At 52.7% G+C, this 16804-nt stretch carries 9 protein-coding genes; 6 read left to right on the top strand and 3 right to left on the bottom strand.

Annotated elements, in window-relative coordinates; translation table 11 throughout:
- The 3 genes from PHV74_04750 to PHV74_04740 form a co-directional block, all read left to right on the top strand.
- A partial coding sequence (locus PHV74_04750; protein ID MDD5093677.1) for a hypothetical protein occupies positions 1 to 184 on the top strand: 184 nt, incomplete at its 5' end.
- A gap of 67 nt (positions 185 to 251) precedes the next feature.
- Positions 252 to 755, top strand: a complete 504-nt coding sequence (locus tag PHV74_04745; GenBank protein MDD5093676.1) for a hypothetical protein — start codon at positions 252 to 254, stop codon at positions 753 to 755.
- A gap of 83 nt (positions 756 to 838) precedes the next feature.
- Entirely contained in the window at positions 839 to 3223 is a 2385-nt protein-coding gene (locus tag PHV74_04740; GenBank protein ID MDD5093675.1) for a hypothetical protein, read from the top strand.
- A 105-nt stretch (positions 3224 to 3328) separates the two neighbouring features.
- Here the strand turns inward: PHV74_04740 and PHV74_04735 are convergent, their stop codons facing one another.
- A complete protein-coding gene (locus PHV74_04735; GenBank protein MDD5093674.1) occupies positions 3329 to 9193 on the bottom strand; it encodes an Ig-like domain-containing protein in 5865 nt (1954 codons plus the stop codon).
- Positions 9194 to 9611: 418 nt separating this feature from the next.
- Between PHV74_04735 and PHV74_04730 the strand changes: the two genes are divergently transcribed.
- On the top strand, positions 9612 to 11390 hold the full coding sequence (locus PHV74_04730; protein MDD5093673.1) for a C39 family peptidase: 1779 nt from the start codon (positions 9612 to 9614) through the stop codon (positions 11388 to 11390).
- A gap of 506 nt (positions 11391 to 11896) precedes the next feature.
- On the opposite strand, the gene PHV74_04725 is transcribed toward PHV74_04730, so the two are convergent.
- Entirely contained in the window at positions 11897 to 12232 is a 336-nt protein-coding gene (locus tag PHV74_04725; protein ID MDD5093672.1) for a zinc-ribbon domain containing protein, read from the bottom strand.
- 292 nt (positions 12233 to 12524) lie between these two features.
- Positions 12525 to 13310 (bottom strand): TatD family hydrolase, encoded by a 786-nt coding sequence (locus tag PHV74_04720; GenBank protein ID MDD5093671.1) that lies wholly within the window; start codon positions 13308 to 13310, stop codon positions 12525 to 12527.
- Between the two features lie 291 nt (positions 13311 to 13601).
- Between PHV74_04720 and PHV74_04715 the strand changes: the two genes are divergently transcribed.
- Together PHV74_04715 and PHV74_04710 are read left to right on the top strand one after the other, a co-directional pair.
- Complete coding sequence (locus PHV74_04715; GenBank protein MDD5093670.1) at positions 13602 to 15020, top strand: CoA-binding protein; 1419 nt, start codon at positions 13602 to 13604, stop codon at positions 15018 to 15020.
- Between the two features lie 447 nt (positions 15021 to 15467).
- Entirely contained in the window at positions 15468 to 16604 is a 1137-nt protein-coding gene (locus PHV74_04710) for an HRDC domain-containing protein (protein MDD5093669.1), read from the top strand.
- Positions 16605 to 16804 lie beyond the last annotated feature (200 nt).

The raw sequence follows: 16804 nt of genomic DNA, 5'->3' as shown, positions 1-16804 counted from the left end.
CCACATTTTACATCATATCGACGCCGCTTCATTCCCCCACGGGCAAGCCCGTGGAACCCTGCCCTTCGGGTTATTGGATAGCGAGAACGCTGGGACTCTGTTCAATCTTCGCTTTAACTGGTTTGGTGTGAAGGGCTTGATCATAGGTGTATCTACCGGAAGTACCAATCTCGCAGAACGATAAGTAATATGGTCCGCGCGAAGCAAAGATGCAACAATAAACATGAGAAGAGCTACTAAGGAGGCGGAATATGTTGAAGTCAGGTAAGTCCATATCACTGATTGTCGCTGTGCTGTTAAGTACATTGGCACTTGCGGGAATGGGGGCCTGCGGAGGGTCCGATACCAATCCCACCTTGGCCTCGGAGAAACCTGCTGAACAGTTGACGTCAGCACCATCGTCTGCTGCCGTAACTCAATCAGAAGCGGAGATTGATATCGTTGCGGGGGAATCGCCGGAAGTGCTGGCAGTGTCGGCGCCTGAGCCGGAACCGGAGATACCAGAACTCTATCTGGAAGTCATATCTCCCGCAAATGAGAGCGTGTTAAGAACCTCGGAAGTACAGGTTACCGGCAGCACCATTCCCACCGCCATTGTCAGTGTCAATGGCATACTGACATCGGTTAACTCGGATGGGAAATTTATCGCCACCACCACACTGGATGCCGGTGCCAATTTCATCGAAATCGTAGCCAGCGATCTCGAAGGAAAAGAGATGGGGGAAGTGCTGACCGTAGTTTATCTTTCCTCATAAATAATACTCACTGAGCTTAAAACCCGCCGTCTGGCACAAATCTCAACAGTGGCAGATGAAATAAATCCCAAAGGAGGATTGAAATGAGAAGGAGTTTCTTTAAACTGGTACTATTTTTCTCAATTCTTTCAGCCATGTTACTCCTGCCATCCGTCGTCATGGCGCAGGAGGATCCACCCCCAGTGAATCCTCCCATCGTAGATACAGGAAATCCGGCAGATAATCCTGCCGGTGAGGAAGGATCACTGCCTGTTCCAATCCCGGAACCAGCGGCAGACCTCGGACCGGAGGCTGGCAACCCTGTTGGGGAATCCAATCCCCAGCCCTTCCCGGGGCCCACAGATGCCCTTTTCGGTGATGTTCTAAGTGCCAATCCTGCAGCAGGTATCATCACCATCAGTACTGCCAACGGACCGCAGGATGTGTATGTGGGTAATGAATACGACTTTGGCGCAGTGCAATCCGGAGAGCGCATCGTGGTGGTTGGCAATAGACAGGACGGCCAGTTCATGGCCTCGGGTGCCAAGATGCGGCCAAAAGAGACTTCATTTACTCACCAAATTGGTGTAGTCGGCGAGGGCAATCAGATTACCATCCCGGACAAGATAACCGGAGAAGGGAAGATCTTTAAAGGAATGGATGGCATGCAGCCCGGCCAGATCGTGGCCGGTGTTATGCGTAAGGGCCCCGCCGGTGATAGTCTTTCTGGTGAGGGTACAGGCTTCCCCGTAACCGGTGAAGGCGACTTTATGACCAGTTTCAAGCCATTTGATCAGGTTGTCGGTGAGATAGGCAACAACCTCAAAGCCACTCCCTTAAAGGGAAAGGGTAAAACCACTGCCGGTATCATCGATACTCTCGGTAAGGTATCCGATTTCGTACCGCCGGAATTTAAAGCTCAAGCACAGGCCGACATGCGAAACTCCATGGGTGCTACCATGCCCGCCGATGCCTGGCAGGATATGTCGTCTGATGTCGGCGGAACCGCCAAACCGGGAGCCTGGGGATTTGTGCCGGGTGAAGCCTATGAGTTTGTACCGGGCGCGACCTTCGGGGAAATGTCGAGCGAAGCCTTTGGCTTCATTCCTCCGGAAGACTTCGGCAAGATCAATGGCGAATCCTTTTCGCACATATCACCGGAGAACTTCGGCAAGATATCTCAGGGACAGGGGTTTGACTTTATTCCGCCTGAGAACTTCGAGTATATGTCTTCGAATAACTTTGAGTTCGTATCTCCCGAAAGATTCGGAACCATGAATGCCGACAACTTCCAGCACATCAACCCCGAAACCTTCGGCAAGATCAATGGTGCAGCCTTCGATTTTATGCCACCGGAGAACATGGCTAATATGAGGGCTGATTCCTTCCAGTATATCCAACCTGAGGGATTCCAGCATATGAAAGCCGATGCCTTCGGCTATATGCCTCCCGAGGGAATGGGATTTATCCCACCGGAGAACTTCGACTTCATCCCTCCGGAAGCCTTCGGTCAGATGAAGGGTGAGGCTATGGGATTCATTAACCCTGAGTCTTTTGGCTATATAAAGGGCGAGGCTATGGGGTATATCCCACCGGAGAACTACGGTAATATTCGACCGGATGCCTTCCAGAACATGCAGGGAGAGAATTTCAAATACATCTCGCCTGAGTCTATGGGCCAAATGGGCGATGCGCAACTGGCTTACATCCCGCCCGGAGCCTTTGAGTACATGGGGCAAGATCAAATCGCGCGTATCGCTCCTGACAAGATGGGCAACGTCAATCCCCAAGCCTTCAACTACATGCGGCCGACGGCGCTGCCGGAAAATTACGTAGCTCCGGGAGTCGGTCAATTCGGACAACTCCCCGATGGCGGCTGGGGAATCATGCCTGGTGCCAATGGTATGATACCTAACCCTGGCGGCGGATTTATACCTGGGCCCGATGGAATGATGCCCGGTCCTGACGGCAATATGGGGCCTCCTCCGGCTGGGGAATGGAGACCTCCCACACTTGACCAATGGCGTCCGCCTACAGTTGAAGGCTGGAAAGCTCCTGTGACACCCGGCCCCGCTAATGGTTACATGCCACCTCCGGGCGGCGAAGGCTACATGCCACCTCCGGGTGGCGAGGGTTACATGCCACCTCCGGGCGGCGAGGGTTACATGCCACCTCCGGGCGGCGAGGGTTATATGCCACCTCCGGGCGGCGAGGGTTACATGCCACCTCCGGGTGGTGAGGGTTACATGCCACCTCCGGGTGGTGAGGGTTACATGCCACCTCCGGGTGGTGAGGGTTACATGCCACCTCCGGGCGGCGAAGGTTATATGCCACCTCCGGGCGGCGAAGGTTACATGCCACCTCCGGGCGGCGATATGGGCGCACCACCACCTCCGGGCGGCGACATGGGCGCACCACCACCTCCGGGCGGTGACATGGGCGCACCACCACCTCCACCACCTCCACCACCTCCTCCTCCGGCTGGATAGGTTGGAGAATCAATTAAAGACTCAGAAAGGGAGCCCCCTTCGGGGCTCCCTTTCTTTTATGTATGGTTCCCAACTTGATCCCCCGACCGTAAGGTCGGGGGAAGTCTATCCGGCATCCTTTCTTCGCCACTGCCAGAGTCCAAAACTGATTACAAATAGCGCAATCATGCCTGCAGTGACCCCTATGATAATACCTGTGTTCGATCCGCCTGACTCACCTTCAGATTCCGATGGGAACTGATTATCGAGAGCGGCGACTTTACCAATGTTGACAGCGGTCGATTTCACAGGTGTGCTCTTGCCATCATATAGAACATGCGCAGTGACTTCATACGTGCCATCTGCAATATCCGCTGCATCCCATGTTTCTGCTATCGACAGAGAATCACCGGGAGTCATCGATTCAAGTTCATGCGTGATCAAATGAATGACCGAGCCGGATGCGTCACGAAATCGAATCATGGCTGCGCCGGTGATATCCGTCGAACCGACATTGTCAAATTTAAGTGAAATATCGAGCGATTCGCCGCCATCGGTCAGCGCGGGCACCACGGTAAATTCAGTGATTGTGCCCATCGACCGTCCAAGCTGGAATCCCCCAAAACCACGATCCAGCAGATTTCCGGCATCGTCCGATACCTCAATAATTACCTCGTAGTAACCAGCTTTCATGCCGGTGCTATCCCAGGTTTCGGAAAAAGCGGAAGTTCCTTTCATATCCCCCAGCGAACGAAGCGGCAATCCAGCCACAATCTCGCTGGAGTCGTCATCGATAATTAACGTGCTCACCACAACATCCCGCCCGTCTTCCCCCGTGTTTTGGAGTCCAATGTTCAGCACAACCGGCTCGCCGGACTCATAAATGTGTCTGTCTGGCTGGACGCTGGCGATTTGTACCGAAGAAAGAATATAATCGACATCGAAGTTGAACTCCGAAGTGAATTTGGCCTCATTGGTGAGCGAATTATAAATGAAGGGATAGAGGGTGATTGCCAGTGTGGTTTTGTCCGTGTCTTCATAAACAGACCAGTCATAGGTTTTGGCCGGCCACCATTCGGCGGCATCCGTTTGTTCCGATGGGGTAAATCCCATTCCCTCATCGCCAATCCCCTCGATCGTTGCCGGAAGGCTCAAATTGGATTCGGTGGCGGCCTGCCCTTGCCCGGTGAGAGTGACGTTTTGAATCTGATATCCCTTGGGGTAATCATAGGTTACCCGGTAAAACGGGACTATCGGCTGGTTTTCCACCATCAACTGATCGCCGCCGGGAATTGACGCGTAAGTTTCGCCTTCGGACTGACCCGTTTCGTAAGAAGGAACGGAAATATCTATCGAGGACAATGGCTCGGGCCCCGAACCTTGCGAGCCGGAACTGCTCGAAGCAGCGCCGGATGCTGCCAAAATTCCTCCTCCTGCCAGTCCGTATTTCGGGTCGCCGAAAACGTGATAGATCGAAGCGTAGTATCTCGCCTTGATATCCGGGTACGAATAGCTGCCATAGTCGTAATCGGCGATGCTTCGTTTTACATCTCGGGCCACTTCGCCGATGGATGTTCCGGCTTCCCAGAGACCGAAGAATTTTTGATGAATCCAGCTATGGCTCCCCAGCCCCCATTTGGTTGCGCCGTAGTAAACGCCTGCGCCTTCCATCAGCATCGATTCGGCAAACGAAAGCCCGGCCTGATATGCCCCTGTGGTACAGGAGGCGGCATAAATTGCGGGGTTTGTATTCCCGAACGGATCGGTTTGAAGCAGAACATCATCAGCGCCGATACCGTCCCATCCGCCGGAATTGCCGTGACCGGTCAGAAAGAGGATATCCCGATTGGCCGAGTTACCAAAGAACTTGCTGACGATGGCATTGGCGGTGGCAAACTGATCGATCTTGCCGGAAGCGTCCTTTTGGGCATAATCAGGGGTGAACATGACCACGCCATCGATTTTGTTGCCCTTCATAATGAGCGCGACTTTGAACAGTTCTGTTTTGAAATCGATACTGTCCGCGCCGCCGCCGACTCCTGCGGGGAAACCGCTTACGGCAAAGTAATCTTTGTGCTCGTAGCCGTATCCGGCGGTCTTTTTCGTCACGTTGATGCTTGCCTCGATCGGCTTTTGCAGGGCTTGAGCGCTGTTACCGATGATCCGGCCGATAGCCAGTTCGGGTTTTACCTCTTCGCCGGTGGTGCTGGCATACGGGTAATCGGTCACGTCTGCCTGAAGAGATCTCTTGCCCTTGGTTGTATTTACCGTGCCGTGACTTTTCCCGGCCCAGGCCGGAACAATCTCCGTCTCGCCCACAATCAACAGATAGCCATTGGAGGTCCAGTTGCTCTTGAGCTGGCTGCTCCACTCGCCATATTCCTTGATGAGTTTCTGGAGGACATATTTATCACCTGTAGTCTGGTCAAGGCTGTGGATATCGATGAAATCCTGACTTTGATCGCCCGTGATCACATCGTCAATCCCGCCGCCGAAATCGCCGGTGGCCAGACCATCGTACGCCTCGAAATCGCGTTCGAACCAGTCAAGCGGCCAGCCGTCACCGCGCAGGATGGTAATATCATTGCCTCTGGGATCTCCAATCACGATCTCTCTTTTATCCTGCGGCCAGGTGATGATCATGTTGCCGGTAGCCAGGCCATCACCGCCATCGAACTTATAATAGAACCAGGAGAGCAGATTCCCATTCATCGCATACAGGAAAACCTTGTCCGAGCTGTCATCGGCCAGAATGATTTCCGCCTTGCTGTCGCCCACAACATCGCCCACGGCCAGTCCATCGCCGGAATCGAACGGCATCTTGAATTCGCCTATCTTGGTACCGTTATACTTGAAAGTGTAGACTGTGTCCGTCTTGGCGTTGGCAATCACGATCTCCTCGCCGCCGTCCCCGTTGACATCGCCGACGGCCAGTCCGTCAAACGCATCGAAGGTATGGAAAAAGTAACTCTGAACAATGCCGTCGCCATCGTATGTAGTGATCTGGTCCGCAACTTGGTCTGCCACGACTATGGCTTCTTTGGGCAATCCCGTAACCTTGCCTACAGCGATCCGGTCACCATCGTCAAATGTGGTTTGAATTTCGGTCTCGTTCCACCAGTTTGTCTGGAAGGAAGCAAAACCGGATGCGGAAGTAAAGCTGAGCGTCTTATCTTCAACCGTGTACACATAAACTCTATCGGCGCTCTTATCGGCGACGATCACTTCCGCGGAGCTTCCTCCGGTGACATCCCCTGCCGCCAGCGCATCATACTGCTCCAAATCCCGGCTGAACTGGGCTGCCGGATCGAGGTATCCCAGAACACCGTTCTTGAGTTGCCCCAGCTCGGCCATTGAGGACAAAAGCAGGTTGACATCTTTTTTGGGATTGAACTTGAGGAGATTGCGCGGGCTGGTAACGATCAGGTAATCGGAGGTTTTAAGCGCCAACTGGTAATTGACAGCTTCAATCGAAGACAGTTTGAATCGATTGTTGTAGATTTCGCTCGCGTCGGGCGGCTCGTACCAGAGGTCGGTTGAATCGACGTATTTTGTTCCTCCGATAATGGGTAACAGATTCTTTGGAGGCAGCCCGGACATCGAAGATCCCCCCTGGATGGGCTGGAGTGAAACCGGCGGAACCAGAACGGGCACAAGCATGTAGGTGTATTTTTGTTCTTTCCCCGGACCGATATTCACCTGGCTGGTGATCTCCATCTCCCACGTGGTCAGTTCCGGTTTGAACTCGGCTTCGTAAATGGCTTCTGTTTTGGTACCCGAAATCGGCTGGAAAAGCTGGTGGGAATCGAGGATTCGTATTTTCCGGGCCTCAGTTCCGCCGAAATTCTTGGCCGTCAGCGTTACGGTGAAATAATTGCCGGTCCGTTGAATATCGCGTTTGATAATCTGCAGCTCTGCCGGTTTGGGTTTTGGCGCGTTATCAACGATCACATCCTTGTAACCAACGCCTTTATTGAAATCGGTATCGTAGATTTCGAAGGCGATTCGGTATTTGCCGTTTTTGTACTGCGTTGTGTACCATGGGAATTTGAAGCTCTCCTTTTTGGCTCCCTCCTGGCTCGGGTACCAGTTTCCGGCCCAGTCACCGTCGATGTAGAACCGGCCGTAAAGCAAAGCGGTGTCATCCTCGGCAGTGACCTGAATATCCACATTGCCTGAAACCGTCTGGTCGGTGGCCGGATAGGTGATAATGACGGTGGGAACATCTCTGTCCTGAAGGTTCCCCACATCTGCTTTGAGGTCATCTTCACCCGATTTATGGGTGACATCGAACACTTTCCCTTTGATATCGTGCATGCCGTTATCGTACTGGGTTGAATCCATGGAAAACTCAAACGGTGCGGAATAATCTGTGAAGATGAGTTTGTCATCGATGTAGAATTCCACACGGTCCACGCCCTGATCATCCTGCGCATCGCCTGAAATGAGAACAGTCCCTCGCATTTGGCCGGGTTGGTGAAGGATCAGGGTAGGCGAAAGATTATCGGGAGGTGCGAGCGTTTTGAAAGTGCTGTCCGGGCTGGCAACTTCATTACCGCCGATATCGGTGGATCGGACAGTGAAATGGTAGACTGTGGCGGGTTTGAGCCCGGTGATTCTGCTGGAATGGTCGGTCGAGAAAGCAGGATTGTTTTTCTCCAATTCGTAACGCCCCGCGATATTGCCGTATCGTACCGTACCATCGGCGTCTTCGCTGGTTTTCCAGGTGATGAGCACCGAATCCTGAGTGATATCGGATACTGATGGGCCATCCGTAATCAGTGGTGCCACATTGTCACATTGCCAGACCTCCTCACGTCGATTGTTCTCCTCATCATATTCGGCAATCGTGTTCTCGAAATCCGCTTGTACGGCGATCGTATGATCGTCAGGTGTGCATCGCCAGTCGAAATCGAAACAGCGGACGAATCGTTCATCGGGGCCCATCTCCACTTCGATGAAGTTCCTGGCTACGAGTTCGCCATCGATGAACAGCGCCGAGACATGACCGGCTCCAATCGGCTGGGCGCCTCGATTGTAAAGCTGATAGCAAATCCGGGTTTCTTCATTCCAGATGTCTGTGATTGTCAGGTCAGCGCCGATTTCCTGTGGCGGGGACAGTGATTGACAGTATTCCAAAGCTTCCGGTTCGCTGACAAAATATGTGCCTCTGTCTTCGATGCAGTCACTTTCGGGCGCAGGGAAAATCTCTCCGTTGGAGCAACACCAGCCCTGCTCCGGCTGTGTTTCAAAACAGAATTCGGCAGCCGCTTCTTCGGATGGAAAGAACGTTCCGCCTTCTTCAGCGCAAATGGATTCCGGAACAGAAAAGATATCTTCATTCAGGCAGCACCAGCCCTCTTGCGGTTCTTTGCCCTCGCATGCGATCCATGCCTGATCTTCGGCAGAAAAGAACTGACCGCCCTCGCCGGTGCACAGGGGTTTAGAGGCCGGAAACACGTCCCCATTGAGACAACACCAGCCTTCGTCTGGTGGTATCTCGGTAGGAGTCGGAGTGGGTGTTGGAGTGGGTGTTGGAGTGGACCGAGAGTCCTGTGTATTCCAGAATAGGTTACCGGTCAGTGTTTTCCGATTCAGCGGAATGCCGTATTCTATCCAGTTGGCGGTTCGAACCGTCCCGCTGACTGATGTTGCGCCCTTCGAAACGTAACCGGAAGGGTCTCTTGCCCGGATGGAGTAGAACTCATACCCGGGCCGAACGGGAAGACCGTACCATCCGCTGGAATCAGTAGTGGTGCTGATGATAAAGGTTCCGGGATCGGGATACGGGTTGTTGGCTCCATATAGCGAAATCGTCACACCGGAAATCGGCCCATTTTCGTTCCCCACTTCTCCAGCATATGCTCGGCCTGAAAGGGTATAGGTATCCTGAGCAGATACATCAGCAGTGTCCACAAGAACCAAGGGGGAAAGGATCAGCATAAGAACAACTAATCCCAGAACTCCATTCGAGATTCTTTTCGAGGCCATCAGTTCCCCCTCTTGGGGAATCTCTGAACCCCTGGCCCCAGGCTCCCGGCAGGAGGAATCCTGTACCACTTGATCAGAGGTCCCTTTGTTCACTGCTATTCGGCTGTCACTGCATGGAATCTTCGAGAGTGCTGCGCTACTAATCGGAGGTTCCTAGTATAGCATAATTGGATGCTGCTGACTGGTTCTTGCATGAAGATGTGACTTCTGGCCAGGATGACACAGCGAACTCCTCCGCTTTTTACCAATTATTTACCAATTGTTGACTGACAACACCGACGTATCTCTGCTAAAATACCATCAATCTTGGGTGTGTCTACTCTCGACACAAGAATCCACGACACTACCCCCCGGGCCGTTATCACGGAGTTCATCAAAAGTTCGTGACCAGCCGACAGGCTGAAAGCAGGGGGATACGATGGACAAGCGGTTTCTATCATTGGCAGTGTTAGCAGTGGTGGCAATCTTGTCGCCCTCTGCGGTCATTACTCAGCCGAACGTATACGGTTTCTATGGTTCGGTCACTTTTGACGGAGTCCCGGCAGCCAGAGGCACAATGGTTAAGGTATGGGTAGACGATGGGGTAGTGAAGCCGGGTACCACGGATATGGATTGTTCCATATGCGTCGATGGTAAATTCGCCGGCAAGACGCTTTCCCCCTCGGCAGGCGTCCGATACAGCGTGGTTGCCCAGACGCTGACACCGGAATCGGGTGTCAATAAGAAGGTCAATCCGATTGCCACCACCGCAATCGCGCCGGATTTGATTATCACCGATATCTGGACAAATTCCGTCGCTCCTTCAAAGACGCAGATGTACTCCATTACCGCGGTAGTCAAGCCCGTTGGAAATCAGCGGGCTGATGCCGGCTTCCGGAATGACCAACATGTCACCTTCTACGTTGACGGGGTAAAGGTCAGTGCTGCGAGCTACGATGCCGTGAATCCCGGAGGATCGATAAAGGTGATATCACCCTTGCTGGTGGTGCCTCCATCTGGCAGCCACGATATTACCGCGTGCGCCGATGCTGAAAATGACATCTTGGAGTCAAATGAAGAAAACAATTGTCGTAGCGAACCGTTTGTTTTTCCACAGAGTCCCGCGCCGCGTCAACTCCAGGTCCCTTATTATAATCAGGCCGATACCAGTTGGTGTTGGGCCACTTCACTGTCGATGATTCTGGAGTACTACGGTTACGATCGAAAACCATGGCAGATAGCGGCAGATTTCGACAAAGGTCCAGACGAGGCACTCAACGGTTTTGACTCCCTTGGGCTCCTCGGTATGATCAAAGTTGAGAACTATGTGGAGACATATTATAGCGCCGGAATGGAGGGTGCCTGGGAACTGGACTGTTTCCGGGATAATTCATCCTTTGTTCGGGAGATACAGATGGCATTGGCTTCCGGTCATCCGGTCTGGGTCTTATTTTGGGATCAATCACATGTCATTGTCGCTACAGGGTTTGATGGGGTGGGGCCATCCGATCATGTGTATGTAAACGATCCATCGGGCTGGTTGACCGGCTGGGACACCGTTCAACATCAATTCACATGGTCGGAATTCGCGAGCCTTATTGATACCAAATGGTCTTCACCGTTTGGAGATGTGGAACTGCTGTATGCCAAAGTGCCGCAGCTTCAGACGGCTCACAATAAGGCGACCATTGAAGTTCAACCTGGTGACATGTCGTTTACGACTTTAGCCGAAGGAAACAAACATCAACTCACCCTCAGATGGGATGGCATGCCTCCGTATTCGGGTTACCGGTACGAAGTATCTGCTGGTGGAACCGACTGGTACCAGAAGGACACGGACGGAGAATACGATAACTATGGGTTTAATGCAACTCAAGCAGACACTCTCACGGTGATACCCCGTTACGCCAACTATGCCATACCCGATACTACCTGCTATCTCCGAACGATTGCCGAAATCAGAAGAGCGAACGACAACTCATTGGTATGGTCAGAACCATTCGGTGTGGAAACCGTGTTTGCCAAAACTGACCAACTTGGATACGACACCACCATATTCAAACCTCTTCTCGATATCCCCCCGGGTACATACAAACTCGTCTTGCGCCTTGAGGGTAATGTGGACAATCAGAACACCTGGAGTGAATTCGATCGATGCGAGTTTTATTTTGGGGTGACGGCGTCTCCCTCAGCAAATGTGGATCGTCAGCCCAGATGAGACTGCGATAATACAGTCAGGCCACTTTCGTTGACGTCGAATATAAGCAAAGGCGGGGACACAACGTCCCCGCCTTTCAAAGTCTGCCTGAGAGGATGCCGGATCGAAACCGGCGTTCCCCACGATCCTAATTTATTTTATCCGCTCATGGCCGCGACTTCACGCGTCCGCTCAAGCTCTGCTTAGCCTTATGTACAGGCTTAGCTTTAACCTTAGCCTTGGGTTCAGATTTAGGCCGCTCAGGCCACCATGTTTTAGGCATGCTTAACCTCCTCTATGGCTAGCTCCGCAGCTTTCCGTTTTTTATCAGAATGTGCTGCATCATTCTGTCTGATCAGGGCCTTTCTTCAAGAATACCCTCTTGACAGCCGTATGGCCTTGGTGCTAACAAGCCATTGTGAGCAGGGAAACACGGAGTGTCGTGTCATTCTGTTTCCTCCGGCCCACAATTATCCTGGGCGCCTTGACATTTCAGGTTAGAATCAATAGGGAGACTGCTCAGGACGTTATCGCCTGTTTCTGGATCCGCCACCCTGGCTGCTGTAGCACTGGCTACAGTAGACGGGTCTGTCTTGCCGAGGCTCGAACGGCACTTCGGTCTTGGTTTTGCAGGTAGCACACACTGCCGGATACATCTGCCTCCGACCGCTGTTATACCCGCCTCCGTTGCCACCACCGTTGCCAGCACCACCACGCTCTTGCTTGCGTGCTGAGCGGCAATCGTTGCAACGCTTCGGATCGTTGGTGAAACCCTTGTTGGCGAAGAACTCCTGCTCGGTGGACGTGAACGTGAATGTTGCTCCGCAGTCGGCGCACTGCAATGATCTGTCTGTGAAACTCATCTGAATGACCTCCGTTTATTATTTGTGATCTGAACTTCGGCCATCCAATACCTAGAACCATACCTCGCAGAAGTGCCTTGAGTGAAGAAAGGAAACTCTAAGGGGTTGGGGGGAAGTTGGTAACCTTATGTAAAGCCACTTTAATAAGTATACACCACATCCTACGCAATTGCAAGGCCGAGTTCCACAACCCAAAAACAGTGATTGAACGATGGGGTGAACGCTTCTCTTGCCGGGCACCCCCAAGATCGGGGGACTGAGGGAAAGACTGACTGTGGTGTTGACGATTCAATTAACCTATCCGGAAAAATCGGGCCGCATTTTCGTAGAGAAGTTTCTTGCAAATTCCATCCGGCAGGTCATCGCTGAGGCGACAACTCACCACATCTTCATAAAACTTGCCGCCGGAATCGGTGTTGCACATGATGCGGTCGAGGCGATCCGAACAGATGGAGGCGATGCCTTTCATCTCCTCCCACGAGCTTTTGACAGGGCTTAAGGTGACCCCCGCCCAAAAACCGGCATCGAGAACGGAAACGATGGTTTCGGGTGTGCAGTGATCGATGACCAGCGATGATGAAATCTCCGCAAAGTCTTCAAGGATGCTCAAAGTGATCTCCGTAATCGCCTGCTTATTGGATCGGGGAGTGTGAACGCCAATCACCCTTCCCTGCTTCAAGAGGGTTTTGCCGATTTCGAGTTGAGCGATGAACATCTCCTGTTCTCGGGCATCGCCGGTTTCAAGTCCGATCTCTCCGATCCCACGGCACAGCGGGTCTTCCAGATAGGGCTCCAATATCAATCCGATGTGTTCGGGCTTGATATCCGGGGGAATAGAGCGGGGATGAATCCCGATCAGATAATGACACATCAACCCCTTTGAGGAGTGGTTGCGGATGCAGTGAGCTTTAGCCTTGAGACAGCTTTCCAATCGAGAAACCGAATCCACCCCTTCGAAATATGCCCATGAGACCACGCCGCATCCGTTTTCCTTCAGCCATTGGATACGGTGGGGCTGATGACGCTCGATCAGATCGAGGTGGACGTGGCTGTCAATGATCTTCAGTTCACCGGTCATTGCATCAAGTCCCCGCCACAGGATTGATGAACTGGGTGCAGATATTGCGTTCGCTGATGGATTTCTTTTCGATGAAATTCATGACGCAACTGACTTGATGGGCACGGACTTATCTTGCCACGATCAAACCGCTTTGTCTATCACCAAAAACCGTTTAGGCCATCCTGTGTTGGAAGAGCTGTAATTTGACTGCCATAAGTCAGTAAGTGTAGCATAATATGGTCCATAATTGAGCCGTAACTTGATACGGGGAAAGTCGGGCCAAAATGATTAGCAAGGGAGCGTTGGAGCATGGCAACTGATCTTGATCAACTTTTTAATCCGCGGTCGATTGCGATCATCGGCATTTCAACCAATCCAAAAAAGTTCGGGGGCAACACCTGGACCGGTACTCTGCAGACTCTCGGATTCGGGGGGAATCTGTATCCCGTTCACCCAACTCTTACCGAGTTCAATGGATTGAAAGTCTTCAGGAATATCCGGGACATTCCTGAAAATGTCGACTTGGCCATCGTGACCGTCCCGGCCCAATCCAGCCCACAGATCATGGAGGATTGCGTAGCGAGCGGAGTGAAATACGTCCATTTCTACACTGCCGGTTTTGGTGAAACCGGAGAGAAAGAAGGCGCTGTTATTGAGGCAAATGTCCGTGAGATTGCTCGAAATGGGAACACGCGGGTTATCGGCCCCAACTGCATGGGAATCTACTGTCCCGCTAATGGCATATCGTGGAGGCCGGATTTTCCCAGAGAAGCCGGTGCGCTGTCCGTTTTTTCTCAGAGTGGAATGAACTCTCTTGAGATAGTCAAAACGGGAAGCACGAGAGGTGTGTATATCAATAAACTGGTGAGCTACGGCAACGCCTGCGACCTCAACGAAATCGATTTCCTGGAATATTTTGCAGCCGATACACAGACCAAAGTAATCGGAGCCTATATCGAAGGAGTGGATGACGGAGCCGGATTTTTGGCAGTTCTCAAAAAGGCTACACAAGCCAAGCCGGTGATAGTGCTGAAGGGAGGGGCTACGGAGGCTGGAACACGAGCCACTTTTTCACACACTGCCGCCATCGCCGGTGCGGCAAGAATCTGGGATTCTGCGATGGAACAGACAGGCGCAACCAGCGTCCGGGATTTTGAGGAATTCATGGATACCGTGTTGACCTTCCTTTATTTATCTCCGCCCCAAGGAGAAAACGTAGCCATAATCGGCAGCGGAGGCGGCTGCAGCGTGCTGGCCACGGATGCCTGCGAAAAGGCGGGGTTGAAGGTCCCCGAAATGCCTGCCAACATTCAAAGAGAGCTGGGCAAGTGGATGGGATCTGCAGGGACCAGCGTGCGTAATCCAATAGATATTCCGTTTGACCTGTCTCTACAAGGGCTCCGAGAGGTTATCAGAATTTCCGCTTCCTGTTCTGAGATATCCGCCCTCATTATGCATCAGCAGATTGATGCCACGTTTCCTTTCGGCAAGGGCAGGGATCCGGAGAGGAAGGACCAGGTAATCATAGAGTCTGCCCAGGAGTGCGGAAAACCCGTTCTTGTTATCCTGCATGAAATCGGGGTGCCCGCATGGACACAAATAACACTCAGAGAACAGACCAAATTCCATGCGGCCGGCATTCCAACATACCGAACCGTTAACCGCGCAGCACAGGCAATCCGGAAACTGCGGCAATACCATCGAATGCCGCCATCTACGAAAGATTGAATATACTGCCTTCACAAGTTGGCAATGGCCAGTTGCGGAATGATGCCTCGTGGAGTATATTTCAGATTGTAGGTTCATGGGGTTTCGGAGGACAAGGAGGCATATACAGTGGGAGTCACAGTCGGTATAATAATTGCCCTCATCGCTGGTCTTTGGGTACGACACGATGCCCAAAAAAGAGGAAAAAGCAACTGGGTTGCTTTCTTTTGGGGCCTGGCAACACTGCTGATCCTTATAGTTGCCTTGCCCGCCTGGCTCATAACCCGACCCAAACAGTCCAGCCAGTGACGTGTACTTGGGCGTCTTTCCACAAATATATCGAAGATATGTAATAGCGAGATATACAGAAATGACACCACAAGCAATTTTACAAGCGCTTCTTGAGCAGATTGGCAGATTAAAGATGTCTTGCGGGCGATGCGGAATGCAGTTAGGGTCTCTAGTCGCATGATTGTCTCACCACCGCTTCCTGTCGAAATCGTAAGTCAGCCCACTCAGCTCGATGCCGCCGTCCAGGGGATGATCGGCTCACAGGCTATCGCCCTTGATACCGAGTCCAATAGCTTCCACCGCTACCCCGAGCAGCTCTGCCTCATTCAGATTGCCACCCGCCATAATGTCCATATCATAGATACGATATCCCTGAAGGATATCGCTCCCCTCAGGGAAGTTCTGGAAGATGATTCCATCACCAAAGTCGTTCATGGCGCGGACTACGACATCCGCAGCCTTGATCTGCATTACGGATTTCGAATCCGCAACCTGTACGATACCACCATCGCTGCCCGCTTTGCCGGCATTACCCAGTTTGGCTTGGCAGCTCTTCTCAAAGACCTGCTGGGCATAACCATTCAGAAGAGCAAGCGGCTCCAGCGAGCTGACTGGGGGCGGCGCCCGCTCTCCTCCGAGGCCCTCAGCTACGCCACTACCGATGTCCTTCATCTTCTCGAACTGCGCGAGATACTGGATCGACGACTCCAGTCTTTGGGCCGGACGGCGTGGGTTGCCGAAGAGTGCGCCCGGCTGGAAGAGGTGCGATATACCGCGCCAAATTTAGAGACCGCATACCTTTCCGTTAAAGGAGCCAAAACCCTGGACGGATGCGGCCTGGCGATCCTCCAGAGTCTTTTTCTATTTCGCGAAGCAGAGGCTCGACGGCAGCGTCGTCCGCCCTTCTTTGTGATCCCCGACGGTGCACTCGTATTCCTTGCCGACAGTCCCACAGCGAATCTCTCAGCGGTCCCCGGTCTGGGGACAACTGGTGTGCAACGGTTTGGGCGAGGCCTCCAGCAAGCCCTGCGCGAAGGCTTGGCCAAGCCGCCAATCCACAGACCGCCTGCTATGAAGGTCGAACGCTTGAGCAATGAGCAGACCCAGCGTCTAAGCCATCTCAAAGCCTGGCGCGCATCATTAAGCGCTAAGCTTTCTCTCGATCCCAGTCTTCTCTATCCCACAGCCAGCCTCGAACGGCTTGCCAGAGCGCCTGACACTCTTGATGTCGAGATCACCTCTTCTGGCGTCCGTCACTGGCAGCGCGACCACGTCGTTTCCTCCCTCCGCGCTTGTCTCGAATCCTTGCCATGATACAGACCCGGCGTTGAGGGGGTCGCCACCATGTTTGATATGGCATGGTTTCTACTGGGGGCAGGCCTTGTGTCCATCCGTTCTAAGTGAGCTAAGGAATAGAACGGATTGAAATTTTCATCCATGCGGGCTATAATACCCGCAATCAGCCGCATTGCATCGTGTGACCGAAAGGAAGTCCGGTGAACACCGATGGCAAA

It is taken from the genome of Dehalococcoidia bacterium, from assembly GCA_028711995.1.
Taxonomy (GTDB): domain Bacteria; phylum Chloroflexota; class Dehalococcoidia; order SZUA-161; family SpSt-899; genus JAQTRE01.
The sequence above is the reverse complement of the archived record's forward strand: the minus strand, read 5'-3'. Positions and strand labels throughout refer to the sequence as shown.